The following is a 24512-nucleotide window of genomic DNA, read 5'->3' as shown; positions in this document are numbered from 1 at the left end:
GGTTTACGCTAAAGTAGCCAGCCTAACCGCCTTGCATCGTTCAGACGAGCATGGCAATGACTGAACCACTGATTTCAATAAGGAATCCCGTCATGGCGGCATTCAACGACAACCTGCCGACGACGACCGATACACCTCCCCCACAGGCCGGCGCTTTCGTCACCGCTTATCAGCTGGATGGTACTGGCGGAGGCACCGAGCTCGACAACGCACAGCTGCACGCAATGTGGCACAGCGAGGAGGCCGCGTTATGGCTGCATTTGGATTTTCGTCATGACGACGTCATGACCTATCTGCACTCTCTGGCGGAGCTCGACGAGGCGGTCATCGAGGCGCTGCTCGAGGAAGATACACGGCCTCGCGTGGCACGTTTCGGACGCGGTGTCGTGACCACGTTGCGCGGCATCAACTTCAACCCCGGCGCGGCTAGGGACGATCTGATCTCGCTGCGGGTGTGGATGACCCCCAAGCGCCTAATCACGTTGCGCCGGCGCCCTCTGCATGCGGTCAGTGTGGTGCGCGAACGTATCGACGATGGCAACGGCGCCGAGTCGATTCCAGACCTGACAGCCTGGCTGACGGAAACGCTCGTCGATCAGGTGGGCGATGTGACTCATCAGCTCGATGGACGCTTGGCGGAACTGGAAGAAGCTCAGCTGAGCGACCCTGAATACGTGAACAACGACGACTTGACGCGGATTCGTCGCTCCTTGATCAACCTGCGCCGCTTCATGGGCCCTCAGCGAGACTGTCTGGCGCAGCTGGCCCAGGGCCCTCTTTGGCTCGATGAGGAAACCAAGGTGTCGCTCCGGGAGAGTGCCAACCAGCTTTCACGCTACACCGAAGACTTCAATGCCATGCAGGAGCGCGCCCATATCCTTCAGGAGCAGTTCTGGAGCGAACACAACGAACAGCTCAACCAACGCATGTACATGCTCGCCGTCGTCACCACGGTGTTTCTACCACTGAGCTTTCTCACCGGCCTGCTTGGAGTCAACGTCGGCGGCCTGCCCGGCACCGACAACCCTTATGCCTTCGCGATGTTCGTGGTAATCAATCTCCTCGTCGGCATGGCGGTGATGGCGTTGCTCAAGCGCAAGCACTGGTGGTAAGCGCGTCAATAAAAGACATCAGCGATCAATATGGCCCAGATCTCTACCTGGATCAAGCTGATCGCGGACTCGGCGCTTGAGTTCTTTTATATCAGGGAAGCCCCCATCGCGCTTGCGCTCCCAGATCACCTGGTCATCGAAAATCACCTCAAAGTGGCCGCCATGACTAGGCGCCAGGGCGACTTCGTCGAGATCTTCGCCGAAGGTGGAAAGCAACTCCTGGGCATACCAGCCTGCCCGGAGAAGCCAATGGCATTGCGTGCAATAATGAATCCGTACTCGAGCCATCGTAATCTCCTCTCATGACGTAATAGTGGCTCATCATAACAATCTGTCGATGATTAAACGTGTCGATAGGTGTCGACAATTCATCATGGAGGATATGCATGGCCAGCACCCCCATTACTCAGTCCCGTTTTTACGAGTGGCTGACCGGCGATGAAGATAGCCGCCTGTGCAAGGACATCTCGGACGAGGCCTGCAACGAACAACCGGGCAACTTCTTTCGCCATCTTTTCGCCTCTCTGGGTAACAAGCTGGCGGATGAGTTCTCCAGTGCGCGGCTAGTATTGCCCTGGTTACTGGGAGCGATCGGCGCCCCGCTGTGGATGGTGGGACTGCTGGTGCCCATTCGCGAAGCCGGTTCTCTTCTGCCCCAGATCTTCATCGCCGGATTCATTCGCCACATGCCCCAGCGCAAGTGGGTGTGGGTCGCCGGCGGCGCACTTCAAGCACTTTGTGCAGCGGTGTTGGCAGTACTGGCACTAACGAGCAGTGGCGGCTTGGGGGGCGCCCTGGTGCTGATCGTGCTGATCGTGCTTTCCCTGGCTCGGGGGCTTTCTTCCATTGCCACCAAGGATGTGCTGGGCAAGACCATCGCCAAACAGCGTCGCGGCAATCTGATGGGCTGGAGCGGCAGTGTCGCCGGCGCCATGACGCTGCTTGCGGGCGGCGTACTGATGCTATTCGACGATAGTGACGGTGAGGCCGTGCTGGCGATACTGCTGGCTATCGCCGCTTTAGGCTGGGCGATCAATGCCGTTTGCGCCGCCGCCATTCGCGAAGACCGAGGCGCCACGGAAGGTGGCGAAAATGCTTGGGCCAGCATTCGCCAAGGCCTAAAGCTACTGCGTCAGGACCGGACCTTTCTGCATTTCAACCTGACCCGGGCGCTACTGCTCTCGAGTGCCCTTGCCCTGCCCTATATTGCGCTACTCGGCCAGCAACAAAGTGACGAGGATCTGGGCGGCCTCGGTGTACTTGTCGTCATCTCGGGGCTTGCCAGCATGCTGTCAAGCCCGTTCTGGGGCAAGCGCGCAGATATCTCGAGCCACAAGGTAATGCGTGATGCCGGTGCCATGGCGGGGGTGTGCTGTCTGGCAGCAGCCGGAATCGCCTGGATACCCGGAGACTGGACTGGATCGGTCTGGCCCTTCGCCCTCGTCTATGGCGTACTGGTCATCGCCCATGCGGGGGTCAGACTAGGGCGCAAGACCTACGTGGTGGACATGGCGGGTCGCGATGACCGTGCACTCTACGTCGCTTTATCGAATACATTGACCGGACTTCTGATGCTTGTCGTGGGCGCTATAATTGGTGTGTTGGCTCAATGGCTGGGAAGCACCGGTTTATTGTTGGTACTTTCCCTGTGCGCTTTTGCCGCTGCATTTACCGCACAACGTCTACCAAGGGTCGAATAGTGTCGACAAAGCGTTGAAAACATTATTAAGGCTGGCCATGATAGTTAGGGAGGGCCTCTTCGAAGGCTCACCGCACCCTATGATCTGCCACAGGACCGCCAGCGCATGAAAAGAGCTGCAATGATCGACGCCGCACTGCTGGAGCGTATCGTCGATGCATCCGTGGATGGCATCGTGGTCGCCGAGCAGGAGGGCGACGATACCATTCTCATCTACGTCAACCAGGGATTCGAGCGCCTCACCGGCTATAGCGCTGACGAGATTCTCTATCAGGACTGTCGTTTCCTGCAAAAGAGCGATCACGATCAGCCCGGCCTGGACAATATTCGTCGCGCCATCGCCGATCAGCACCCTTGTCGAGAAGTGCTGCGCAACTATCGCAAGGATGGCAGCCTTTTCTGGAATGAGTTATCGATCACCCCGGTATTCGATGAGCAAGACCAGCTTACCTATTTTATCGGTGTGCAAAAGGATGTCACCGAGCATATGCATGCTTTGGAAAAACTCGCGGTGCTGCAAGCCAGTCAAAGCTCATAAAACTTTGGGTTTTTCCGTGAAACGCTTGTCATTACCTCCAACCAGCGCTATACAGCCAACAAAGGGGCTATCTCTAATATAGAACGCTAGCGGAGGGTCGAGCATGAGCGACGATACGCTTGGTGACGAACAACTCGACGATCAAGATGTTTATGAACCTGACAACGATGCCCAGCATCATCGTTCCCCGAGTCCACGCAACGATACATTGCGTCTGCGCCGCCAGGTCGAGGCATTACTGGAAGAGCGTCGGTTGAAGCGGGCAATAGAAGACGACTGGGACTTGGAAGAAGAATAACATTTGACGCCGCGACATGCTCAGCATTGCGCCAGCTCGATTATCTCGGCTGTCGAAATTCATTGACCGAGCGTTTCATGCTGGGCTTCTCATAAAGTTCCTTCCCTGACCGATCTCTTCACGGGCTGGCCTTTCCCTGGTGCGACCACTATCATCAAAGCCACCTAAATCCCAACATGATGGCAATGGATTTCCATGGCGCAATACGTCTACACCATGAATCGGGTGGGCAAGGTCGTGCCCCCGAAGCGCGAGATTCTCAAGAACATCTCGTTGTCCTTTTTCCCTGGCGCCAAGATCGGCGTCCTCGGTCTCAACGGCTCGGGCAAGTCGACGCTGCTGCGGATCATGGCAGGGGTCGATACCGAATATAACGGTGAGGCTCGGCCAATGCCGGGCCTCAACATCGGCTATCTGCCTCAGGAACCCGAGCTCGACGACAGCAAGAGCGTACGCGAAACCGTCGAGGAAGCCGTGGGCGAGATCAAGAAGGCCCAGGAGCAACTTGATGCCGTCTATGTTGCTTACGCCGAGCCGGATGCAGATTTCGATGCCCTGGCCGCGGAACAGGCACGTCTGGAAAATCTGATCGAGGCCGCTGATGCCCACAACCTGGAGCGCAAGCTCGAGGTTGCCGCCGAGGCTCTTCGCCTGCCGCCCTGGGACGCCAACGTTGGCGTACTCTCTGGGGGCGAGCGTCGCCGTGTGGCACTATGCCGGCTGCTGCTTTCCAGCCCGGACATGCTGCTGCTCGATGAGCCCACCAACCACCTGGATGCGGAATCCGTGGCCTGGCTCGAGCGCTTCTTGCACGACTACCCAGGCACCGTGGTGGCCATTACCCACGATCGTTATTTCCTCGACAACGTAGCGGGCTGGATTCTCGAACTCGACCGCGGCCAGGGCATTCCTTTTGAAGGCAACTACTCGAACTGGCTCGAGGCCAAGGAGAAACGCCTGGCACAGGAAGCCAAGCAGGAAGCCTTCCGGCAGAAGGCCATCAAGGACGAGCTCGACTGGGTGCGCAGTAATGCCAAGGGACGCCAGGCCAAGAGCAAGGCACGCCTCAATCGCTTCGAGGAGATGCAGTCCGGCGACTATCAGAAGCGCAACGAGACCAACGAGATCTATATTCCGCCCGGGCCGCGTCTGGGTGACAAGGTGATCGAACTGCACGACGTGGCCAAGCGTTACGACGACAAACTACTGTTCGAGCACCTGTCGTTTCAGGTGCCCAAGGGCGCCATCGTCGGAATCGTCGGTGGCAATGGTGCGGGCAAGTCCTCGCTGTTCCGCATGATCAACGGCGTCGAGCAGCCGGATGAAGGCGAAATCGTCATCGGCGATACCGTCCAGATCGCCTACGTCGAGCAACTGCGCGATGCTCTCGATAACAAGCAGACCGTATGGGAGGCGGTTTCCGAAGGCCAGGACATACTCAACATCAACGGCTATGAGGTATCTTCGCGAGCCTATGTGGGGCGCTTCAACTTCAAGGGCAACGATCAGCAGAAACGCCTGTCTGAACTGTCCGGGGGCGAGCGCGGCCGCTTGCAGCTGGCCCAGACCTTGAAGCAAGGCGCCAACGTCTTGCTGCTTGACGAACCCTCCAACGATCTGGATATCGAAACCCTGCGCGCCCTGGAAGAAGCGCTGCTAGCCTTTCCAGGCTGCACTCTGGTGATTTCCCACGATCGCTGGTTCCTGGATCGTATCGCCACTCACATTCTTGCCTATGAAGGGGACTCCCAGGTGGTGTTCTTCGAGGGCAACTACAGTGATTACGAAGCGGACCATAAGAAGCGCGTGGGCAACGACACGCCAAAGCGTATGAAGTACAAGCGTATCGATGCCTGATGCCAGTAACGTTGGCTGAACTGTTTAACTAAACTATATATTCCGTTCATCCAGACTATCTACCCAGATAGGGCTTCTTCTCGATATCGGGAAGAAGCCTTTTTTTCATCGGTGAAGCGGGCGAGATCACAACAATATTGCGGGTACAAGGAATAACCAATGCCTTCCAAGAGCGCTAATCCGTTGCAGATTCTGAAGAGCTTTCGCTACAGCATCGCATTCCTACCCAGCCTGCTGGGGCTGATCTATTTTGCGCTTGCGCTGGGTGTCGTCGTTCCCTACGTCGACCCAGCCGCGCTACCGGATTTTCTCGACTGGCTCAAGTTCAAGGAACAGGGGACTGCAAGCGCTCTGCTATCGACCCTGATCGCCGGCATGATCTCGCTGATGGTATTCAGCTTTTCCATGGTCATGACGGTACTGTCCCAGGCCGGCAACAACTTCTCCCACAAGCTGGTGTTTGGTCTGGTCTCCGAGCGCCCTTACCAGCGGGTTCTGGGCCATTATCTTGGCACCATCCTGTTCATTCTCATCCTGCTGACCGTGCCGCTGAAAGGAGAAGTTCCAAGCCTTTGGCGCTCCCTGGGTATTTATCTCGGTGTGATCATGGTGATGCACTGCCTGGGTCTGTTCGTCTTTTTCATTCATCGTGTCTCTCAGTCGGTACAGATCAATGCGATTACCGCGGGTCTTTACGATGAAACCCGCGGTGCGCTTGCACAACTCGAATCTCGAGAAGACTCCGAACGCTGGCGCTACATGAGCACGCCCCCGATCATCGACGAGAGTAGCCATATCGTTCTTTCCAACTACAGCGGCTATATCCAGCAGATGGATATCGAGGCGGTGGCAACGCTTGCCGAGCGTATCGATGGCGTCGTGCACCTCAATTTTTCCTTCGGCGACTACACTGTCAAAGATTTCCCTCTGTTCAAGGTCGAAAGCACTGAGCCGCCTAGTGAGAAATGGCGCGCATCGCTATTGGGCGAGCTGGTCTATGTTCAGGGGGAATCGCCCAAGGATATTTATCGGGACGGCCTGACTCAACTGATGGAAATCGCTATCAAGGCGCTATCGCCAGGCATAAACGATCCCGGTACCGCGCGGCTGTGCATTCACCAGTTGACTGGGCTATTGACTCGCCGGCTCAATCTCACCCCTTGCAACATGCTCACCGATGAAAAAGGCCATACCCGGGTGACCTGGCACGAAGAGCGCTTCGATAGTCTGCTTTACCGGGTATTCTCGCCCATCTTCACCTATGGCAAGGAGGACCTGAGCATCAACTTGGCGCTACTACAGGCGCTGAAAACCTTGTCCTTGTACGCCAGAACGGTAGAACTCGATGCGCTCCAGGCTCATGCGCAGCGTGTCATGACAGCCTTGGAAAGGCTTGCCCAGGACGGCCTGGATCGGCAGTTCATCAATGAGCGCATTAACAACGGCGAGCACCGCCTGGAATTGCCGACACTACTGCCTGAGTCGGCTCTCTCTTGAAAACCTTTGTTGCCGTCGACATTGGCCGAAGACCGTATCGAGGAGAGGAAGCAGATGATCGATGTCATGAAGGAATAGTCGCAGGATGCAGTAACCAATGAGCCCCGTTCAGGACGGGGCTCATTTCATTTCTCACCTTCACCTTCAATATAGGCTCGGCTCGCCGGGCGGGCGGGTCTTGAAGCGCCGATGCAACCACAGATATTGCTCTGGGTGACGCCGAATCGCCGACTCGATGACCGTGTTGATGCGGGTAGCGTCCTCAATCTCATTACCGCTGGGGAAGTTTTCCAGAGCCGGCAGGTATTCCAGGGTATAGGTGCGATTGTCCGGGTTACGATGAAAGATCAGCGGCATGACCGGCGCCCCGGTCATGCGAGCGATCTTGCCAGTTAGTTTAATGGTAGCCGCTTCGACACCGAAGAACGGTACAAACACGCTGGCTTCGCGGCCAAAGTCCTGATCCGGCGAGTACCACACCGCGTGCCCACTCTTGAGACGGCGCACCACCCCTCGCAGGTCGCGGCGATCAATGGCCGCGCCAAAAATATGACGGCGCGCCCGGGTCATGAAGCGCTCGAATAACGGGTTGTCATGGGGTCGGTATACCACATCCGCAGGAAAGAACAGCGAATGCAAGGCGCCCCCCAGATCCAGAGTGGAGAAGTGAATGCCGATGATCAAAGCGCCCTTGCCTTGCGCCAGCGCCTGCTGCATGTTCCGCTCACCTTGGAAAGTCACGCGATGGCGTAGATGTTCCGGATCGCGGCACCAGCCGGTGGCAGTCTCGAGAATACCGATACCGTTGGCAACGAAGGTTTCCCGCACGAGGCTCGCATGACTCCTCTCGTCGAGTTCGGGAAATGCCAGGCGAAGATTGGTCTCCGTGATATGACGCCGACGCTTGGCAAAGCGCCAGGCCATGAGGCCGATCATCTTGCCTACCCAAAGCTTGAGGGGCCAAGGCAACCAGGCGCCCAATCGCATCAAACCGATGGAAAGCCAGGTAGGCCAGTACCTGGGTGCCATGAAGGAAATGTTGAAAGGAGTTTCTGCCATGCGCCGCGTCGCTTATCCTGAAGCCCGTCTTAAAGCCGAACATTGTAGCGGGCTGAGGCGCCCGCGTCAGGCATCAGCCCAGCCCCATGGTAACGGCGCGGTACGCGCGGCAGTACGCCAGTCAACAAGGTATAGCTGATGGTATCGCAATGACGGGCGACCTCGTCGACAGACAGCACTGCCCCGCTCGCGTCGCGGCCCCACAGGGTGACACGGGTGCCGATTCCCGCCTGCGGGAGGTCGGTGATATCGACGGTCAACATGTCCATGGAGACTTTGCCCGCCAGCACGCTGCGCTGGCCCTCGACCAGTACCGGCGTGCCGTCCCGGGCATGGCGGTCGTAGCCATCGCCATAGCCCGCCGCGACCACCCCGATTCTGGAAGGCGCCGGGGTTATCCAGCGCCCGCCATATCCTACCGGTTCTCCAGCGCCCAGTTCCTGCACCGCAATGATCTCGGATCGCAGCGTCATCACCGGCTTGAGGCCGCGACTGGCATCATTGGCGCCTTCCAGGGGGTCGCTGCCATAAAGCATGACCCCCGGACGATTCCAGGCACCGTAAGCCTCGGGCCAGGCCAAGGTGGCCGGCGAATTGGCCAGACAGGTGGGGGCGTTCAGCGCTGATGCCCAGTCGTTCAACAGCTGCAATTGGCGCTGAAAATAACGCGGTTCCAGCGCATCCGCCGTGGCGAAATGGCTCATCAGATGCAGATCACAAACCCGGTCCGACGCATCGAGCAGACGCTGCCAGACACCTTCGATATGCTGTTCGGAAAAGCCAAGGCGGTGCATGCCGGAATCCATCTTGACCCAGACCGGTATCGGCCGGCCGGGGCGATAGGCTAGCAAAGCCTCGACCTGCCATTCGCTGTGGACTGCCGTCCATAGCCCCAGCGACTCGATCAGCGGCAACTCCTCGCGCTGGAAAAAGCCTTCCAATAGCACGATGGGTTTGTCGATACCGCCCTGGCGTAGAGCCTGGGCTTCTTCGATACAGGCGACTGCAAACGCCGGCGTCAGATCGTCGAGGGCATGAGCACAGGCCACGGCGCCATGTCCGTAGGCATCCGCCTTTATTACCGCCAGGGACTGACTATGGGGCGCAAGCGCCTGGGCCAGACGATAATTATGACGCAGTGCGTCTAGATCTATTTCGGCAATCAAGGGGCGGCTCACGGCTTCAGACTCCGAAAATTAGCGTTAGGGAAACACTGTATAAATGTCTGCGCGTCCTAAGTACTGCGTTGCGCGGTGCTCAAAATCGTCACATATACCCCATATGCTCCGGTTTTTGCGCTCCGGGCGCCTTGTGCTTGAACCGCTCGTTGATTTATTTAGCGCTTCCTTAGCGCGATGAAGGCGGCGTGGGTCGCTCGCCGATGTTCATGAGTGCATCGTCATCAATGTCGTCTTCGGAATAGCTTAGGCTGACTGACAGATCCTCTCGCAGCCAATCATTGAGCGCGCGAATGTCGCGGGTATCCAGTACCCCGGCGGCACGACGCAGCTGCACTAGATCCGTCACATAGTCGTAGCGGGATTCCGCATAGTTGGCCAGCGCATTGTAAAGGCTCTGTTCAGCGTCGAGTACGTCGACGATGTTACGCGTACCCACTTCATACCCGGAGCGCGTCGCTTCGAGAGCGCTGCGGTTGGAGATGATCGCCTGGCGTCGAGCCTCGACGGTAGACACATCATTGTTGACTTCCGTCAGCAGTGAGCGCACCTGCTGCACGGTTTCGCGCCGCTGAGACTCGAAATCGTACTGCGAGGCTTCCAAGCGATAGCTAGCCTGATTGACCTGGGCGCTGGTTCTGCCGCCGGTGAAGATGGGCAGGTTGGCTCTAAGACCGATCTGGCTCTGAGAGTTGTGTCCCTCCAGATAGTCGATATCGGTCTCGGAGTAATCGTAGCTGGCAAAAGCATCGACAGTCGGCAAATGCCCCGAGCGCGCTATGTCCACGTTGCGATTGGCAACATCGATTGCCGCCTGGGTCGCGAGAAGGGTCGGATTGTTTTCCATGGCCAGCGCCGTCCAGGCGGCGCGAGTGTCCGGCAACGGTGTCTTGATCGGCAGGTCTTCCGAAAGCCCTTCGATACTGTCGTAGCGCTTGCCGGTAAGACGCTCAAGCTGCTCGAAACTGATCTGCAGATCGCTACGAGCCGCGATACGCTCGGCCCGCGCCAGATCTGCCGCTGCCCGAGCCTCTTGTACATCGGTAATAGCGATCAACCCCACCTCGAACTGTTCCCGTGCTTGTTCGAGCTGGCGTCCAATGGCTTTTTCCTGAGCGATACGGGACTCCAGTACATCCTTGGCCCGCAAAATCTCGAAATAGGCCTGGGATACCTGAAAGATCAACTCCTGGCGATCGCTGAGAAGTAAAAAGCCTTGTTGATCGATCTGTTCTTCGGCGCGCTTCAGTTCGAACCAGTTCCTGGCATCGAAAATTGTCTGGGTGGCTTCCAGACCGATACTGGCAGAGTTGTAATCATCGGCACTGACACTATCAAACGTTGAGCCACCGCCAAGCGCAGCCCCTGCCCCTTCACCGACCCCTCCTCCCTGGGTGCCGCCCTGATTCCCGGCGGTTGAGCTCTGGGTTGCCACATCACCCGCGAAGGAGCTTTCCTCGTAGGTTCGATTGTGTGCGAGATTGGCATTGGCACCGATCTGCGGCAGGAGATCGCCGCGCTCCACGTTGCGCTCTTCCTCGACGCTTCGGTAGGTCGAGACCGACGAGGCCAGATCGGCGCTATTTTCCAGCGCGTCGCGGGTGATAGTCAAAATATCCGCCGCCTGTACTTGGGAAGACAACATGACTGCCGCTACCAGAGGCAGCAACGTGTATCGAAATCTATGGGTGTGCGAAGGAGGAGCACCTGAAGCGGGCATCGACATTATCCTTTCTGAGCCTATGCGGAGTGATACATACGATGACGCATGTTTCCCTGCTAATCAATATTTTCAGTCAAAACTGGCCTGCAAAGCACCATGTTGAATGAATGTAAAACGACGAACGCGGGCTCGTGGCCCGCGTTCGTCATCTCCAGCGTACTGAAGAACCAATACTCACTCGAAAATGGCTTCCAAGGTCAAGTTCTGCTTTTCGAGCACTCGACGCAGTTTCTTGAGGGCCTCGACCTGGATCTGACGCACCCGCTCTCGAGTCAGGCCAATCTCCTCGCCTACCTCCTCCAGGGTCGAAGCCTCGTGGCCATGCAAACCAAAGCGCCGCACCACCACTTCCATCTGCTTGTCCGTCAGCTCCGCGAGCCAATCATCGACATGCTGTTTGACATCGACGCTGACCAGCGAGGATTCAGGTCCACGTTCGTTCTCGTCTGCAAGGGTCTCGATCAGCGGCTTATCGCTCTCGCCTCCTAGCGGATAGTCCACGGAGGATATGCGCTCATTGAGGCCCAGCATCTTCTTGACCGTGCCCACGGGCTTGTCGAGGAAATCGGCAATCTCTTCGGCGGTCGCCTCGTGATCGAGCTTTTGAGTCAGCTCCCGTGCGGCGCGCAGATAGATATTGAGTTCCTTAACTACATGGATGGGCAGACGAATGGTACGGGTCTGGTTCATCAGTGCCCGCTCGATAGTCTGTCGAATCCACCAGGTCGCGTAGGTCGAAAAGCGGAAGCCGCGTTCGGGATCGAATTTTTCCACGGCACGGATCAACCCAAGATTGCCCTCTTCGATCAGATCGAGCAATGTCAGCCCGCGATTGAGATAGCGCCGTGCGATCTTGACCACCAGACGCAGATTGGACTCGATCATGCGTTGACGCCCTGCCGGGTCACCGCGTTGGGCCAGGCGTCCGAAATGAACCTCTTCTTGCGGTGTCAGTAGGGGAGAAAAACCGATTTCATTGAGATAGATCTGAGTAGCATCGAGACTTTGATGGTAATTGTTTTCTTCGCGGCTCAGCGCTTTCTCGAATGCCGCCTCCTCCTTGGCCTCCACTTCATCAACGATGACCTCGACTTCGTCATCCACATCATTGAGATCAACTTCCTGAAGATTCCTTTCAATCATGCTCATGTCGCCACCCCGTTATCTGCGTGGAAAAGAGTCATTGACCGGCTCTGTTGTTCTTATGACCCGTCCCGGTGCGATCGCCGACTCAGAGAGCGCGACGATCGTCCTTTTCCTGCAATGAGACGCCCCCTCTAGCGTCGCGGTAGAAACTTGAGGGGGTCCTGAGGCTGGCCATCCTGGCGCACCTCAAAATGCAGCTTGACACCATCGGCATCGGTATCACCCATGGTGGCGATTACCTCTCCGGCTTCGACAACATCGTTTTCACTTACCCTGAGGCTGTCGTTGTACGCGTAGGCACTCAGGAAGCTATCGTTGTGCTTGAGTAGAATCAGATTGCCGTAACCACGTACACCATCCCCTGCGTAGACCACGATGCCGGGCGCCGCCGCCTTGACAGGTTGCCCCTTTTGACCAGCGATATCAATGCCCGCGGTAATACTAGAGCCATCACTGAAACGGCCAACCACTTGCCCCTCCACGGGCCACTGCCACGACACGTTTTCCACGGGGGTATAAGTGCGCTGCTGGGCTGTGGGCGCATCCGCTCCGCCGGCCACTGCCGTGCCCGCATCCGCTGCAGGGCCAGCAACGGTCGCTTCTTCTCGAGCTGCCGTATCATCCGGCTGTCGCGCTGCCTGGTTGTTTTGTTGAGCGTCCTGGCTGGATGGCTGTTGGTTGCCGCTTTGGACAGGCTCTTCCCTTGAGGGGACATTCTCCTGTGTCGAAGGCTGGGATTGTGATCGAGCCTGCGCACGCTGACGTGCCATTGCCTCGCGCTCAGCCCGATCCTGCGCGCTCAACTGTCCGTCGGCGCCGGGGGTGCCGTAGTTATAAATTGGCCCCTGCCCGCTGGTGTCTTGCCCTTCTTCGGCCCTGGCAGTCGCTTGATCGTTCGATGAGGGCGATCTTGAAGGTTCGTCAGAAGATGCCTGCCGGGAAGACGCCTCCGAGGAGGACTCCAGAGGGCGGCTGGTCATGCGCCGGTTGCGCTCGATGGCCTCGGTGTCCGGCGCCAGCCAATCCGGCGCCTGAGTGCCGGCTACTCCTGCCGCTCCGGTAGCGCCAGCAGCCATGTCATTCTGCGCCAGACTGGGATTCGCTACAGCGGCAGGCGTACCGCCTGGGGCTGCCTGCGCATTGCCACCCAACTGCAGCGTCTGGCCCGGCTGCAGGCGATACGGTGGCGTGATGCCATTGATTCTGGCCAGTTCACGGAAATCCATGTTCTGTCGCCAGGCGATACCGTACAGCGTGTCACCCTGTTGTACGGTCACACTCTCGCCACTCTGGGCCTCCCGGGACACGGACAGATCGCGCACGTCGGGAGTGGTATTAGGTCCGGCGCAGCCAGCGACTCCAAGCGCCAATGCGGTTACGAGAAAGGCCTTGCGCATAGGGGTTCAATCCTTTTCGGAAGATAACGGGTAGCGCTCGCCGACCATCAATACCAGCAGCAGCCCCAGCGCCATGAGCAAAAGCCCTGGCAGCAATTGAGCCGAATCACCCGTTAGCGAGGCATAGTCGCCGGGTAACAGGTAGCGATAGTCGAGCGGTATCATTTGCTCATCGGGACCGAGACGATAACTGACCAACTCCCGCCAAGGCCAGAGCAAAGGCAGCGAACCGATGATGAAGCCGACGAGAAGTTGTAGCGTAAGATCGTGAAAATGTCGAAAAAGCCAGGCCAGCAAGCGCGAGAAAAAGAACAGGCCCAAGGCACAGCCTGTACCAAATTGCAGGATCAGCATGATATCGAAACTCTTGATGCCTTCCATGACTGTACCGTAGAGCCCCATGGCCAGCAGCAGGAAGCTACCGGATACCCCAGGCAGCAACATGGCGCTGATGGCGATGGCGCCGCCCGCCACTAGAACGAGGTCACCGAAACCTGCCATCAACGGCATTACCGCGGGGAGCGCCTGAGCCAACAGCAGCCCAACGAAGAGTGGCAGTATGTACCACCAGTGCCAGCTCTCGATCTGGCGTCGTACCACTATTGCCGAAGCCGCCACCAGGCCGAAGAAGAAGGCATTGAGCAGTACCGCATGTGCATCGAGCAGGTAAGTGACCAGATGTGCCACGCTGATCAGGCTCGCCAGTATTCCCGCGACCAAGGGTACCAGAAACGCCAGATTGAGATGCTCGACCAATCCTGCCATGCCATGCCGGCGCCAAGCGCCGAAGGCATCGGGCCCGAAGCGACGAATGGTGAAGATCAGCTCTTCGTAGATGCCGGTCACGAAGGCAATGGTGCCTCCAGACACGCCCGGCACCGCATCCGCGGCGCCCATTCCGGCTCCCTTGAAAAATAGCGCCAGCGCTCGTTTCAACGTATGACCCCTTCCAGAAGCGGCACGAAACGCACTTGCTCGAGCCGCTGATATTCATAGGTACTGCCATGGCGCTGCACCCGGGTCAGCCATTGGCTACCGTCACTATCCTCCAGCGGTGTGATAAGGACGCCGGTATCGCTCAACTGAGCCAATAATGCCTCGGGAAGCTCGCTTGCACAGGCAGTCAGCAAAATCACATCGAAAGGTGCCGCCTCGGGCCAGCCGTGAGCGCCATCGCTCAACCGCAAGCGGGCATTATAAGCCCCTAAGCGAGCCAGGCGAGAACGTGCGCGGACGTGATGCACTCGGATGCGCTCAAGAGACCAGACCTTGTTTACCAACCGTGACAGTATCAGGGTTTGATAGCCCGAACCGGTTCCGATTTCCAGTACCTGGACCGGCTCCTCCTTCAGCGCCAGTTCACTCATGCGCGCCACCATCCAGGGTTGCGACAGCGTCTGACCATGACCGATGGGCAGCGAGGTATCTTCGTAGGCACGATGGGATAAGGCCTCATCCAGAAACAAATGACGCGGCTCCCGGGCCATGACCTCCAAGACCCGCTGATTCTTGATACCGGCACCGACCAACCGCGCGACCATGCGATCCCGGGTGCGCTGAGAAGTCATGCCGATACCACTGAGCTCACCCGGTTCGTGACAACGCATCCAGCCATCCTTGCACATCTTCAAGCGCCGTGTGTCGAGTCAAATCGGTTTGCAACGGCGTGATCGACACATAGCCTGCTTCAATGGCCGCGAAATCAGTATCTGGGCCGTCATCAGCATTGTCGCCGGCAGCGGCAATCCAGTAGCGCACTCGCCCCCGCGGGTCCTTGACCTCCAATGGTCGGGTCGCCGGCCCACGATAGCCCATCCGGGTCACGCGAAATCCCTGCAGTTCTTCCCAGGGTACATCCGGCACATTGACATTGAGCAGGCTGCGCGGCGGTAATGAAAGCGACCCGGCTGCCCCCACCAGGCTCGCGGCAACCCGGCCCGCGGTCTTGAAATGACGCGAACCTACCAAGGACATGGCAATGGCCGGCATGCCCAGGTTACGCCCTTCCATGGCCGCTGCCACGGTACCTGAATAGAGCACGTCGTCTCCCAGGTTGCTGCCGTGATTGATGCCCGAGATGACCAGATCCGGCTTCTCGTCCCAGACCCCGTTCACCCCGAGATACACGCAGTCCGCCGGCGTCCCGTCGACACTATAGAAACCGTTGTCCAACGGCGTCAGCGCCAAGGGACGAGACAGCGTAAGTGAATTGCTGGCGCCGCTCTTGTTCCGATCCGGTGCCACCACTCGCAGTCGCGCGTGGGCACTCAAGGCATCGTAAAGCGCCCGCAGGCCTGGGGCGTGCACCCCATCGTCATTGGATAGCAATAGCTTGCGCATCGCTCCTCCTGAAGTTGTCGCGACGTCTATCGCCGCAACGGCTTTCGTGGTTCATAAATAGCTCATAGACGACCCATTTATCGCCACCCGGCCGTCAAATGAGCGTCGGGTGGCGAATAAGCTCCCGTAGCACTGCGGTGGCAAAGGCCCCACGAGGCAGCTCGAAACACAGGGTCAGATTGTCCTTGTCTCGCGCCATGGTCGGCGCCCCGGGGGCTATTCGCAGTGCCCGCCGAGCCAATCGTACGCCGGCCTCTTCGAGCCCTTTGCACAAATCAGCATGCTCATTGCTCAAGTGCTGCTCGTAGCGGGCGGCTTGATGCTGTGCTAGAGACTCGCCCGTACCCCAAAGCACCCCGGCAGGATGCAGATCAAGCCGCGAGGCTCGCTCAATTAGCGCTTCGTCGCTCTCCTCCGCAACGAATTGACTGGCGCTGCCGTCGAGCATCAGCACATCGCCGGCAAGGGGCGTAGCCCAATCTCCCTGGCCTACCCGCAGGGCAAGCAGTTCGTTGAACAGATAACTGCGAGCGCTCGAGAGCATCATGCCTTCCCGATCGTCACGTTTGCGCCAGCCACGGCGCAGGATGTCCCTGGCGCGAAATAGATTGCGCCCATCGGGCCCAAAACGCTGGGGCCCAAAATAGTTGGGAACCCCCCGTTCGCAAAGCACCTGCCAGTGCGACGGAAGATAGGGATGATCGACGATGGCTCCGCTCAACCGCAGGGTGAAGCGATTGGCCCGATGGACGCCCCGCTTGAGCTTGCGCGGATGACGATGCCGCTCGAGAATCCGTACCGGCGTATCGCTCAGGCGCTCGATGAGATCCGTCGGCGCCTCACTCCCGGGAAGATGTACTGACAGCCACTGGCGCGTCACCGCCACTCGATCCTTCATTCCCGAGAACCCGATCTGGCGCGGCGTCACTTCGCAGACCCTGGCCAGACGCCGGGCCAGTTCCAGAGTCGTCAGGTCACGCTTTTCCACCCATAACCAAAGATGCTCGCCGTGGCCTTCCGGTTCGAACCCGAGGCATTCCTCGACGAGAAAGTCCTCCGGCACTCGGCGATAATCCCCTGCTGCAAGCGGCCCACCATGAACGCAAGGCCAGGCAGGTGGCCAGATCGCGTCGCCCGTCTCAGTCACCGCATCGTCCCTGAGCTTTCATCCTTGGCATCACACTTGAACAGCACTACCACCGCATTTGCCGCCATCCCTTCTTCCCGGCCGGTAAATCCCAGCCGCTCACTGGTGGTCGCCTTGACATTGACCGCATCCAGCGTCACTTCGAGATCCGCTGCCAGGGTGGCATTCATGGCACCGATATGGGGCGCCAGCTTGGGCGCCTGGGCAATGACCGTGGCATCCAGGTTACCCAGTCGATAACCCGCCTCGTTCACCAGGCTCAGCACATGGCGCAGCAAGGCACGGCTGTCGGCGCCGGCCCAGCGCGGGTCCGTATCGGGAAAATGCCGCCCGATATCACCCAGGGCGCAGGCACCGAGCAGCGCATCACATACCGCGTGAATTAGCACGTCTCCATCGGAATGCGCGATGAAACCACGACGATAAGGGATACGCACCCCGCCGATCACCAGATGATCGCCTTCGCCGAAGGCATGTACATCGAATCCATGGCCAATACGAATCATGTCAGCTTCCTATTCATAGCAATCATCTATTCAGCCTCATCTACCACAGCCCCGGTCATCGCTTCTGCCTGGGCCGCCAGAATATGCGTCGCCAGCAGCAGGTCTTCAGGATGCGTGATCTTCAGGTTGTCGCGTCGGCCGGCAATCAGACGAGGCGCCAGGCCTTGAGCTTCGATCGCCGATGCCTCGTCGGTGACCCGAATGCCTTTATCGAGGGCGCCATGAAGCGCCTCTCGCAACACTCCATAGCGAAACCCCTGGGGCGTCAACGCATGCCAGAGTCCGTCCCGGGATTCGGTGACGGTCACCCTGCCCGCTTCGTCGGCACGCTTCATGGTGTCCGCTACGGGTACAGCCAGAAGCCCACCGACGGGCTCATCAACGAGCGTTTCAAGAAGATGCTGCAAGTCGTCGGGGTGCACGCAGGGGCGCGCCACATCATGCACGAGCACCAGATCGTTTTCAGCAGCCTCCGGGGCTAGATCGTCAAGCGCCTGCAGCACAGAATCCACTCGCTCGACCCCACCGGCGACGCGTTGCCAATCACCAAAGGGCACCCAGCATGGATCAAACCAGGCATCGTCTTCATCCAGACACAAACGCAGCGACGCCTGGGGATAAGCCTGATGCAAACGTGACAAGGTACGGGCCAGAACGGGCTTTTCACCGATGGAAAGATATTGCTTCGGGCGATCGGCGCCCATGCGTCGCCCTTGACCGGCGGCGGGCACGATCAACCATAATCTTTCGACCGTCACTGTACTCCTCCGGCGGAAGATGAGCCGTCCCGGGTTTCTACATCCGGCACCCAGAAGAACTGTTCATCCTCGCGAACCATGCCGATATCGCTGCGCGCTCGCTCATCAATGGCATCGAGCCCGTTCTTGAGATCGACGACCTCTGCCGCCAGACGCTGATTGTTGGCAAGCGATATGGCATTCTCCGCGGCCAGCGCATCGGTTCGGCCACGAATATGCGCCAATTCCCGTAGACCTCCCTCGCCAAACCACAGGCTATACTGCAGCAAGACGAACAGACCCATCAGTACGATTGCGAGCCACTTGAGCATCGTAATATCCCGTTCGTTCGCGGAAAGAAAAATTGCAGGCGCATTGCCTAAAATATCGGCGGCCATTATGCCATCATCCCTAACACTGCGCAGGCCAATTAGCGCATAAAAATCATCGCAGTCCTTTCTCGACAGTGTCTCAAAAAACCTCAATATTGGGAGCGACTCATGTATAAATTGGCTTTTTTCGTTCCTCTTGACGTCGCTGAAGCCGTCAAGGAGGCGGTCTTCTTGAGTGGCGCGGGCTGCATTGGTAATTATGAAGCCTGCTGCTTCCAGACCCGTGGCAGCGGACAGTTTCGTCCTACCAAGGGCGCTGAACCGCATATCGGCAACGTCGGCGAACTGGAACATGTGGAGGAGCTCAAAGTGGAACTGGTATGCAGCGACGATGTGATAGCGGATGCCGTTGCCAAGCTCAAGGCTGCGCACCCCTACGAGGAACCGGCCTATGACGTATGGAAGCTGGCGGATTTTTGACGCTACAAGAAAACCGCCTCCCTGAAACAATTCGGGGAGGCGGCGATACAGCGGGCACCCATGCTTGCCCTCTCAGGCACTGCCGAAGTAGCGCTCGCGGTCGTCACGACCGATATCGCTGATATGCAACGGGAAAACACCCTCATTACGATCCCCGAAGTAGTGATGCAGGGTGCGCTCGATGGTAGGAAAAGCCAGTTCGTTCCAGGGAATGTCTTGCTCGTCGAACAGCGCAACCTCGAGACTTTCCGGACCTGAGGCAAAATCACTGGTCAGGTCGGCACGAAAGATCATATAGACCTGGTTGATATGCGGCAGGTTGATCAAGGTGTAGAGATCATGAATCCTGACCTCGGCGCAGGCTTCCTCGAGGGTTTCGCGTGCCGCCGCCTCGACGGTGGTCTCGGCGTTTTCCATGTAGCCCGCGGGTAGCGTCCAGTACCCCTTGCGCGGGGAAATGGCCCGGCGGCACAGGAGCACCTGGCCGTCACGCACCGGCAGCGTACCCGCAACGATGCGTGGATTCTGATAGTGAATGGTGCCGCAGGCATCGCACAGGTAGCGAGGACGATCGTCTTCTTCAGGAATGGCAAAACGTACCGCATGCCCGCAATGACTACAGAAGTTCATCAATACCTCACGCGCGTCACTTGACGCTTTTCGGGGGGCTGAGTACAAGTAATGAAACTCGATGGAAGCCCCATGTTAGAGAAACTCTACGAACGCCTGCAAGCACACACACCGCGCAAACTGGGTTTGGCTCTGCCTCAGGCTGCCGTGCTCATTCCTATTGTCGACCGCCCGGAGCCAACGCTGCTCTTCACTCGCCGGGCAGCGCATCTCAAGCAACATGGCGGCCAGGTCGCCTTCCCCGGGGGCAAGCGCGAACCCGACGATCCCGATCTATTGACTACCGCGTTACGCGAGGCCGAAGAAGAAATTGCCCTGGCTTCTAAACAGGTAAGGCTGTTTGGGCGTCTAAGCGATCTGATTTCACTGCATGGCATTCGCGTAACGCCCTTCGTCGGGCTGATTCCGGCGGATCTGCCGCTGCGTCCGGAGTTCGGCGAACTGGACGTCATCTTCGAAGCGCCGTTGGCAATGTTCCTCGAGGATCGCCGCAACCACACCGATGTCATCAGCGTCGGCGAACGATTACTCTATGTCCCCAGCTATCAGGAAGGTGAGCATGTGATCTGGGGGCTTTCGGCAATGATGCTGGTGGAGCTGCTGGCGGTGGGTTTCGGTCAGAGCATCAGCCTCGACCGACCGCCCCCGGACAGCCGTTTGAACTACCGGCTGGAAGCCCGGCAACCGGTGTTTGGCGATGGCACGAATGCCTGACAAGATGCCCCAGACTCCCGACATGCATTGGACGCTGGATGACCACGCCCTGGCCCGATTGGTCGACGACCTTGTCGATCAAGGCTGGTTCGTCGGGGAGCGCTTCATCTCCAGCAAACTTTGCCAGGCACTCCATGACGAATTGCATACGCTGGCCGCCCACGAAGCGCTCAGCGACGCTGGCATCGGACGCGGCGGCCAGCATCAGTTACGACACGACATTCGTGGCGATGCCATTCACTGGCTGGACCTGAAAAGCCAGGCTCAGCGCCACTATCTGGCATTGATGGACGATCTACAACAGCAGATCAACCGGGCGCTCTATCTGGGATTGTTCGAGTTCGAGGCCCATTTCGCCCACTACCCGCCGGGCGCCTTCTACAAGACGCACTTCGATAGTTTCCAGGGTCGCGCCAATCGCATCGTCTCCACGGTACTCTACCTCAACCCCGACTGGCCCGCGGAGGGTGGCGGCGAAATGGCCATCTACTCAAGTGACGACGAACAGCGCGAACTGACCCGAGTTCCGCCCGAGGCCGGCACCTTCGTCTGTTTTCTTTCCGATCAAGTACCCCATGCGGTGCTGCCGACTCGCCATCCCCGCGCCAGCATCGCCGGATGGTTTCGTCGCAACACCTCCATGGAGGGTCTAATCGATCCGGCACGCTAACGCCTCCTCTACCAAGAACCGCTTATTCCCTCGCGTCTACGTGACTTACTCAAACCGATGTGACGTTGAGACACTCCCAGCGTGCCTCGAAGGAGGCCATCGTCAGATAGTCGTTCGAGGTCACTCCGACCGCAGTCGGCGTCGCCGGGTCGGTCAGATTCGTCAGCACCGCCGCAGGAAGTGGTTCCGCACCGGCAGTGACGAAGCCGGGGGTAGCGGCGGCACGCAGCCCCCCAATTGCGACATCGCTACCGTCGAGTAGCGTCGCCTCGGGCGTGGCCTGTATTGGTCTATCATTATCCGATGGGTTTTCCACCGTGATCGATTCGACCAACGGCGTCTGGGTGTCCGATGGCGAACCGATTTCTACGATCTCGATGGCACTGATCTTGGGGTTCTGATCGATGTGGTTGAAGGCCAGGGCGAGGGTGGCATCGCTAGCGACCAGCGTCTGCACGCTAGCCCGCGGGCGGATACCCACGTGCATGGCGTCTCGCGCGATACTAGCGTTACCCACCACGGTGCCGCCGGCAACCTTCTTGATCTGGAAGATCGGCGCGTTCCCTCCGGGAATCACGTTGCCGCCCAGATCATAGAGACCGTCACGCTGCTGGTCCGGGACGAAGTCCTCTTCGGCGGTTCGAGCATCCTGGTTGGGGATGACGCCATCCAATGCCGCGCCCATCAGGCCGGTGTCGAGAATCGTGCCCGGATAGGGGCTCTGGATAGGGTTGAACTCGAGCAGAGTCTGACCGCCAGCCTCGAGTGGGAAGTCATTTTCGGCGCTGAACTCGAAGGGGTCGTGGAGATAGTCGACGCCATCCAGATCCTGGTCCGTGAGGTTCGTCGCCTCGCTGTCCGCCAGGGGGACCGTACCATTGTTGAGCTGACAGATCTCGATGAAGGGCCCGTTTTGCTTGAAGATTGCCGCCCATACCGAACCCTGGAAGGCCATCTAGCCCCGAAAGGGGTGATATCGTCGCCGATGGAGGCCAATTCTAGCGGGGCGCCGCCGGCGGCCAGGGTGGGAACATTGCAAATATACTGCCGCCCCGAGTTGACATCGGTCTGTACCGGCAGGGCCTTGAGATGATCCAGGTCGACCTCGAGGATCGCGCCACCGTGTAAGCGGTCTCCTGCTGGCCAGCAAAGTTGTTGGAAGGTGCTCCAGCATTGGTGTTGCCGCCGTTAGCGACGAGCAGACGCCCGCTGAGCAGGTTGCCGGTGCCACCCGAAGTCTGAATGATCTCGAGACCGTTAAGATCGAGGCTGCTGCTGGCAAAATGCAAGCAATTCCTTGGGCACCTATTGCAACCGGCGCCTAAACAGTAGTGGTTTCAGTGGTGCTTTGCTGGAACTGGTAACCCCAGCCACGGCTCTCGGGAAGCTCGTCCCTAGCGAAGGGGTTTAGCAAATAACCTACCCGCCCAGGGTCTGGTCCTGATGTTTGAACCAGGCCAGGGCCTGATCGAGGTGCCCAGGCTCGAAGTCCGGCCAGTAATCATCGACGACGAAGAAATCGGCATACACGGATTGCACCGGCAAGAAGCCGCTGAGCCGCCGCCCGCCTCCCCAGCGCACGATCAGATCCAGTTGAGATACATCCCGGGAACGAATCTCTCCTTCCTTTAGCCCATCCAGATCCCACTCCCAATGATAGTTCGCCAGAAAATTGACCTTGATGCCCTCGCCTTGGCGAGTCTGGAACTCCCGCAGCTCATCCGGCAACTGCTTCGAGCCATATTTACCCACCACCAGTAGGGCCGCGCCGCGCCGGGCGATCTCTAGCGCGAACTCAACGCAGGCAGAGCGGAAAGCCTGTATCTGGGGTGAGGCTCTCTTGGTGTTGTCCTGGGTAAAGCCATACACGGAGACTTCGGGAATACCCAGTTTCTTGCACTGCTCGAACAGGGCGAGCCCCGGCTCGATGCCGAATCGATACCCCTCCTCCTTGGAAAGCCCCCGCTGGACAGCCCAGCGCCGATTGCCGTCCGGGATGAAGCCTACATGGTTGGGCAGAGCACGTTTTGCCATTCTTCTCAATCCATTGAAGTGTCATATTGTACAAGCGCCGTTTGTCACACTCCTGACAGGAGCCTGGCCTTGCGAAGCAGGGAATACAGCTGATTATTGTCTAGCTTGCAGTATGATTGTCCGCCGATACGCGACGCAAGTATTGTGCGCTCACCTCGGAGTCAGGCCTGACCTAACCCAAGACTTTCGTACTGTGACGGCCTGAAAACCAGGGTCAGCGCCATCATGGTGGCAGCGCCCAAGGCCAGCATTATCCAGACCGCAACAAAATTGCCGGTGGTTTGGCGCAGGGCGCCGCTCACCCAGGGCGACATCGCGTTGACCATGAAGCCGATACCCTGCATGAAGGCAGCAAGCTGCCCTGCGATGTGCGGCGCCGGGTGGTGATCCAGAGCCAGTATCAAGCCTAATCCAAAGCAGGCCCCCAGACCGAAACCGGCAACCGCGACCCAGATCAACGCACCGGGGCCCGGCAGCAGGATCAACCCCAGATAACCAATCAATTGCGCCAATAGGCTAACGATCAATAACCCTCGGCGATCAATGCCACGCTGGCGTTGAGCAAGCATAGGCATCGTCAACGCTGCTGCCACCTGGAATATCGTCATCCAGGCCAATAGTAAACCACTGTTGGAGGTGTTCCACCCCAACTGCTGGTAATAAGCTGGAAGCCAGGCAATCACGCTGGAATACCCAGCATTGATAATGCCGAAATAGAGCGCCAGCACCCAGGCACGAGGAAACCGCCAGAGCCGGTTAGCGGCCACGGGGGAGCGACTGCCGCGCGGCTGAGCCACTTTCCACAGCCAGCCTGCCAGGGCAATCAGTGCGGGGATGAACCAGAACCCTACTCCCAGGGACCAGGAATCCATCTGTGTCGCAATACGCGGGCTAAGCCAGGCGGCCAGGCCGCCCCCGCTCATCAAGGACGCAGAATAGATGCCCATGGCCAGGGGAACACGCCCGGGAAAATCGCGCTTGATACGACCCGGCAACAGCGTCTGAATGATGGCTATACCCACACCGCCTATCAGTGCCGTCCCCAGCAAGGTTGCCGCGCTGGGGTTGACGATGCGGATCAGGCAGCCGAACAAGATAAGCATCAACCCGAGCGATACGCCCCGCCCCTCGCCAAGTCGGGCAGCCAGTCTGGCGCTCATCAATGCCACCAATCCCATGCACATAAAAGGCAGCGTGGTGAGCAAGCCAACAGACTGGAAGCTCATACCGGTATCGGCTCTGATAGCCCCTTGCAACGGGCTGATGGAGGCAATCAGCGGCCGCAGGTTGAGCCCCAGCATTACTAGCAGCGCCAGGCCACCTACCAGATCAAAAGACGATGACGCGCCATCCTGTTTAGTTGAATCCATGTTGCTGTGATAATTCATGGCGCTCTTTCAGACATCCTTTTTGCAGCA

26 protein-coding genes are annotated in these 24512 nt (G+C 58.6%); 9 read left to right on the top strand and 17 right to left on the bottom strand.

Annotated features, from left to right (window positions below):
• Positions 1 to 92: 92 nt before the first annotated feature.
• Complete coding sequence (locus tag H7850_RS02790) at positions 93 to 1112, top strand: zinc transporter ZntB (RefSeq protein WP_227367864.1); 1020 nt, start codon at positions 93 to 95, stop codon at positions 1110 to 1112.
• Positions 1113 to 1130: 18 nt separating this feature from the next.
• Here the strand turns inward: H7850_RS02790 and H7850_RS02785 are convergent, their stop codons facing one another.
• Positions 1131 to 1400, bottom strand: coding sequence for a SelT/SelW/SelH family protein (locus H7850_RS02785; RefSeq protein ID WP_227367863.1), 270 nt, complete (start codon positions 1398 to 1400; stop codon positions 1131 to 1133).
• A gap of 98 nt (positions 1401 to 1498) precedes the next feature.
• Here H7850_RS02785 and H7850_RS02780 point away from each other — a divergent pair, with 98 nt between their 5' ends.
• The 5 genes from H7850_RS02780 (at position 1499) to H7850_RS02760 (ending at position 7001) form a co-directional block, all read left to right on the top strand.
• Complete coding sequence (locus tag H7850_RS02780; RefSeq protein WP_227367862.1) at positions 1499 to 2812, top strand: MFS transporter; 1314 nt, start codon at positions 1499 to 1501, stop codon at positions 2810 to 2812.
• A gap of 105 nt (positions 2813 to 2917) precedes the next feature.
• Positions 2918 to 3349 (top strand): PAS domain-containing protein, encoded by a 432-nt coding sequence (locus H7850_RS02775; RefSeq protein ID WP_227367861.1) that lies wholly within the window; start codon positions 2918 to 2920, stop codon positions 3347 to 3349.
• Positions 3350 to 3452: 103 nt separating this feature from the next.
• Positions 3453 to 3647, top strand: coding sequence for a PA3496 family putative envelope integrity protein (locus tag H7850_RS02770; protein WP_227367860.1), 195 nt, complete (start codon positions 3453 to 3455; stop codon positions 3645 to 3647).
• Positions 3648 to 3842: 195 nt separating this feature from the next.
• A complete protein-coding gene (gene ettA / locus H7850_RS02765) occupies positions 3843 to 5504 on the top strand; it encodes an energy-dependent translational throttle protein EttA (RefSeq protein WP_227367859.1) in 1662 nt (553 codons plus the stop codon).
• 159 nt (positions 5505 to 5663) lie between these two features.
• A complete protein-coding gene (locus tag H7850_RS02760; RefSeq protein ID WP_227367858.1) occupies positions 5664 to 7001 on the top strand; it encodes a DUF2254 domain-containing protein in 1338 nt (445 codons plus the stop codon).
• A 144-nt stretch (positions 7002 to 7145) separates the two neighbouring features.
• On the opposite strand, the gene lpxL is transcribed toward H7850_RS02760, so the two are convergent.
• From lpxL to H7850_RS02700, 12 genes are all read right to left on the bottom strand, one after another.
• On the bottom strand, positions 7146 to 8060 hold the full coding sequence (gene lpxL / locus H7850_RS02755) for an LpxL/LpxP family Kdo(2)-lipid IV(A) lauroyl/palmitoleoyl acyltransferase (protein ID WP_227367857.1): 915 nt from the start codon (positions 8058 to 8060) through the stop codon (positions 7146 to 7148).
• Positions 8061 to 8089: 29 nt separating this feature from the next.
• Complete coding sequence (alr, locus tag H7850_RS02750; RefSeq protein WP_227367856.1) at positions 8090 to 9238, bottom strand: alanine racemase; 1149 nt, start codon at positions 9236 to 9238, stop codon at positions 8090 to 8092.
• 169 nt (positions 9239 to 9407) lie between these two features.
• On the bottom strand, positions 9408 to 10883 hold the full coding sequence (locus tag H7850_RS02745; protein ID WP_227367855.1) for a TolC family outer membrane protein: 1476 nt from the start codon (positions 10881 to 10883) through the stop codon (positions 9408 to 9410).
• A gap of 252 nt (positions 10884 to 11135) precedes the next feature.
• Complete coding sequence (gene rpoS, locus H7850_RS02740) at positions 11136 to 12110, bottom strand: RNA polymerase sigma factor RpoS (protein WP_227367854.1); 975 nt, start codon at positions 12108 to 12110, stop codon at positions 11136 to 11138.
• A 128-nt stretch (positions 12111 to 12238) separates the two neighbouring features.
• Positions 12239 to 13504, bottom strand: coding sequence for a peptidoglycan DD-metalloendopeptidase family protein (locus tag H7850_RS02735; RefSeq protein ID WP_227367853.1), 1266 nt, complete (start codon positions 13502 to 13504; stop codon positions 12239 to 12241).
• 6 nt (positions 13505 to 13510) lie between these two features.
• Positions 13511 to 14440 (bottom strand): DUF368 domain-containing protein, encoded by a 930-nt coding sequence (locus H7850_RS02730; protein ID WP_227367852.1) that lies wholly within the window; start codon positions 14438 to 14440, stop codon positions 13511 to 13513.
• A complete protein-coding gene (locus H7850_RS02725) occupies positions 14437 to 15111 on the bottom strand; it encodes a protein-L-isoaspartate(D-aspartate) O-methyltransferase (protein WP_227367851.1) in 675 nt (224 codons plus the stop codon). Before H7850_RS02725 ends, H7850_RS02730 begins: the two co-directional genes overlap by 4 nt.
• Entirely contained in the window at positions 15089 to 15844 is a 756-nt protein-coding gene (surE, locus tag H7850_RS02720) for a 5'/3'-nucleotidase SurE (RefSeq protein ID WP_227367850.1), read from the bottom strand. The genes H7850_RS02725 and surE overlap by 23 nt, the downstream gene beginning before the upstream one ends.
• A gap of 94 nt (positions 15845 to 15938) precedes the next feature.
• Complete coding sequence (gene truD / locus H7850_RS02715; RefSeq protein WP_227367849.1) at positions 15939 to 16991, bottom strand: tRNA pseudouridine(13) synthase TruD; 1053 nt, start codon at positions 16989 to 16991, stop codon at positions 15939 to 15941.
• On the bottom strand, positions 16988 to 17497 hold the full coding sequence (gene ispF / locus H7850_RS02710) for a 2-C-methyl-D-erythritol 2,4-cyclodiphosphate synthase (RefSeq protein WP_227367848.1): 510 nt from the start codon (positions 17495 to 17497) through the stop codon (positions 16988 to 16990). Before ispF ends, truD begins: the two co-directional genes overlap by 4 nt.
• Before the next feature lie 26 nt (positions 17498 to 17523).
• Positions 17524 to 18255 (bottom strand): 2-C-methyl-D-erythritol 4-phosphate cytidylyltransferase, encoded by a 732-nt coding sequence (ispD, locus tag H7850_RS02705; protein ID WP_227367847.1) that lies wholly within the window; start codon positions 18253 to 18255, stop codon positions 17524 to 17526.
• Positions 18252 to 18566 (bottom strand): FtsB family cell division protein, encoded by a 315-nt coding sequence (locus H7850_RS02700; protein ID WP_227367846.1) that lies wholly within the window; start codon positions 18564 to 18566, stop codon positions 18252 to 18254. The genes ispD and H7850_RS02700 overlap by 4 nt, the downstream gene beginning before the upstream one ends.
• 168 nt (positions 18567 to 18734) lie before the next feature.
• Here H7850_RS02700 and H7850_RS02695 point away from each other — a divergent pair, with 168 nt between their 5' ends.
• On the top strand, positions 18735 to 19046 hold the full coding sequence (locus H7850_RS02695; protein WP_227367845.1) for an NGG1p interacting factor NIF3: 312 nt from the start codon (positions 18735 to 18737) through the stop codon (positions 19044 to 19046).
• 72 nt (positions 19047 to 19118) lie between these two features.
• On the opposite strand, the gene H7850_RS02690 is transcribed toward H7850_RS02695, so the two are convergent.
• A complete protein-coding gene (locus H7850_RS02690) occupies positions 19119 to 19676 on the bottom strand; it encodes an NUDIX hydrolase (protein ID WP_227367844.1) in 558 nt (185 codons plus the stop codon).
• Between the two features lie 72 nt (positions 19677 to 19748).
• Between H7850_RS02690 and H7850_RS02685 the strand changes: the two genes are divergently transcribed.
• Positions 19749 to 20390 (top strand): CoA pyrophosphatase, encoded by a 642-nt coding sequence (locus tag H7850_RS02685; protein ID WP_227367843.1) that lies wholly within the window; start codon positions 19749 to 19751, stop codon positions 20388 to 20390.
• 22 nt (positions 20391 to 20412) lie between these two features.
• Complete coding sequence (locus H7850_RS02680) at positions 20413 to 21060, top strand: 2OG-Fe(II) oxygenase (RefSeq protein ID WP_413614139.1); 648 nt, start codon at positions 20413 to 20415, stop codon at positions 21058 to 21060.
• A 49-nt stretch (positions 21061 to 21109) separates the two neighbouring features.
• Here H7850_RS02680 and H7850_RS02675 read toward each other — a convergent pair whose 3' ends face one another.
• The 3 genes from H7850_RS02675 to H7850_RS02665 all read right to left on the bottom strand — a co-directional run bounded on the left by H7850_RS02675 (position 21110) and on the right by H7850_RS02665 (position 24464).
• Positions 21110 to 22015, bottom strand: coding sequence for a hypothetical protein (locus H7850_RS02675; protein ID WP_227367842.1), 906 nt, complete (start codon positions 22013 to 22015; stop codon positions 21110 to 21112).
• Between the two features lie 464 nt (positions 22016 to 22479).
• Positions 22480 to 23094 (bottom strand): undecaprenyl diphosphate synthase family protein, encoded by a 615-nt coding sequence (locus H7850_RS02670; protein WP_227367841.1) that lies wholly within the window; start codon positions 23092 to 23094, stop codon positions 22480 to 22482.
• A 161-nt stretch (positions 23095 to 23255) separates the two neighbouring features.
• The gene (locus H7850_RS02665; protein ID WP_227367840.1) at positions 23256 to 24464 is read right to left on the bottom strand and encodes a CynX/NimT family MFS transporter; all 1209 of its coding nucleotides are present in this window, start codon (positions 24462 to 24464) and stop codon (positions 23256 to 23258) included.
• Between the last annotated feature and the right edge of the window lie 48 nt (positions 24465 to 24512).

The organism is Halomonas sp. M20, assembly GCF_020622265.1.
Taxonomy (GTDB): domain Bacteria; phylum Pseudomonadota; class Gammaproteobacteria; order Pseudomonadales; family Halomonadaceae; genus Modicisalibacter.
Note: the sequence above shows the minus strand (reverse complement) of the source record. Positions and strands in the feature narration are given on the sequence as shown.

Coding starts and splice junctions, on each gene's coding strand:
- H7850_RS02790 (WP_227367864.1), top strand. CDS start 93: ATGGCGGCATTCAACGACAACCTGCCGACGACGACCGATACACCTCCC.
- H7850_RS02785 (WP_227367863.1), bottom strand. CDS start 1,400: ATGGCTCGAGTACGGATTCATTATTGCACGCAATGCCATTGGCTTCTC.
- H7850_RS02780 (WP_227367862.1), top strand. CDS start 1,499: ATGGCCAGCACCCCCATTACTCAGTCCCGTTTTTACGAGTGGCTGACC.
- H7850_RS02775 (WP_227367861.1), top strand. CDS start 2,918: ATGAAAAGAGCTGCAATGATCGACGCCGCACTGCTGGAGCGTATCGTC.
- H7850_RS02770 (WP_227367860.1), top strand. CDS start 3,453: ATGAGCGACGATACGCTTGGTGACGAACAACTCGACGATCAAGATGTT.
- ettA (WP_227367859.1), top strand. CDS start 3,843: ATGGCGCAATACGTCTACACCATGAATCGGGTGGGCAAGGTCGTGCCC.
- H7850_RS02760 (WP_227367858.1), top strand. CDS start 5,664: ATGCCTTCCAAGAGCGCTAATCCGTTGCAGATTCTGAAGAGCTTTCGC.
- lpxL (WP_227367857.1), bottom strand. CDS start 8,060: ATGGCAGAAACTCCTTTCAACATTTCCTTCATGGCACCCAGGTACTGG.
- H7850_RS02745 (WP_227367855.1), bottom strand. CDS start 10,883: ATGTTGTCTTCCCAAGTACAGGCGGCGGATATTTTGACTATCACCCGC.
- rpoS (WP_227367854.1), bottom strand. CDS start 12,110: ATGAGCATGATTGAAAGGAATCTTCAGGAAGTTGATCTCAATGATGTG.
- H7850_RS02735 (WP_227367853.1), bottom strand. CDS start 13,504: ATGCGCAAGGCCTTTCTCGTAACCGCATTGGCGCTTGGAGTCGCTGGC.
- H7850_RS02725 (WP_227367851.1), bottom strand. CDS start 15,111: ATGCGTTGTCACGAACCGGGTGAGCTCAGTGGTATCGGCATGACTTCT.
- surE (WP_227367850.1), bottom strand. CDS start 15,844: ATGCGCAAGCTATTGCTATCCAATGACGATGGGGTGCACGCCCCAGGC.
- ispF (WP_227367848.1), bottom strand. CDS start 17,497: ATGATTCGTATTGGCCATGGATTCGATGTACATGCCTTCGGCGAAGGC.
- H7850_RS02700 (WP_227367846.1), bottom strand. CDS start 18,566: ATGCTCAAGTGGCTCGCAATCGTACTGATGGGTCTGTTCGTCTTGCTG.
- H7850_RS02695 (WP_227367845.1), top strand. CDS start 18,735: ATGTATAAATTGGCTTTTTTCGTTCCTCTTGACGTCGCTGAAGCCGTC.
- H7850_RS02690 (WP_227367844.1), bottom strand. CDS start 19,676: ATGAACTTCTGTAGTCATTGCGGGCATGCGGTACGTTTTGCCATTCCT.
- H7850_RS02685 (WP_227367843.1), top strand. CDS start 19,749: ATGTTAGAGAAACTCTACGAACGCCTGCAAGCACACACACCGCGCAAA.
- H7850_RS02680 (WP_413614139.1), top strand. CDS start 20,413: ATGCATTGGACGCTGGATGACCACGCCCTGGCCCGATTGGTCGACGAC.
- H7850_RS02675 (WP_227367842.1), bottom strand. CDS start 22,015: ATGGCCTTCCAGGGTTCGGTATGGGCGGCAATCTTCAAGCAAAACGGG.
- H7850_RS02670 (WP_227367841.1), bottom strand. CDS start 23,094: ATGGCAAAACGTGCTCTGCCCAACCATGTAGGCTTCATCCCGGACGGC.
- H7850_RS02665 (WP_227367840.1), bottom strand. CDS start 24,464: ATGGATTCAACTAAACAGGATGGCGCGTCATCGTCTTTTGATCTGGTA.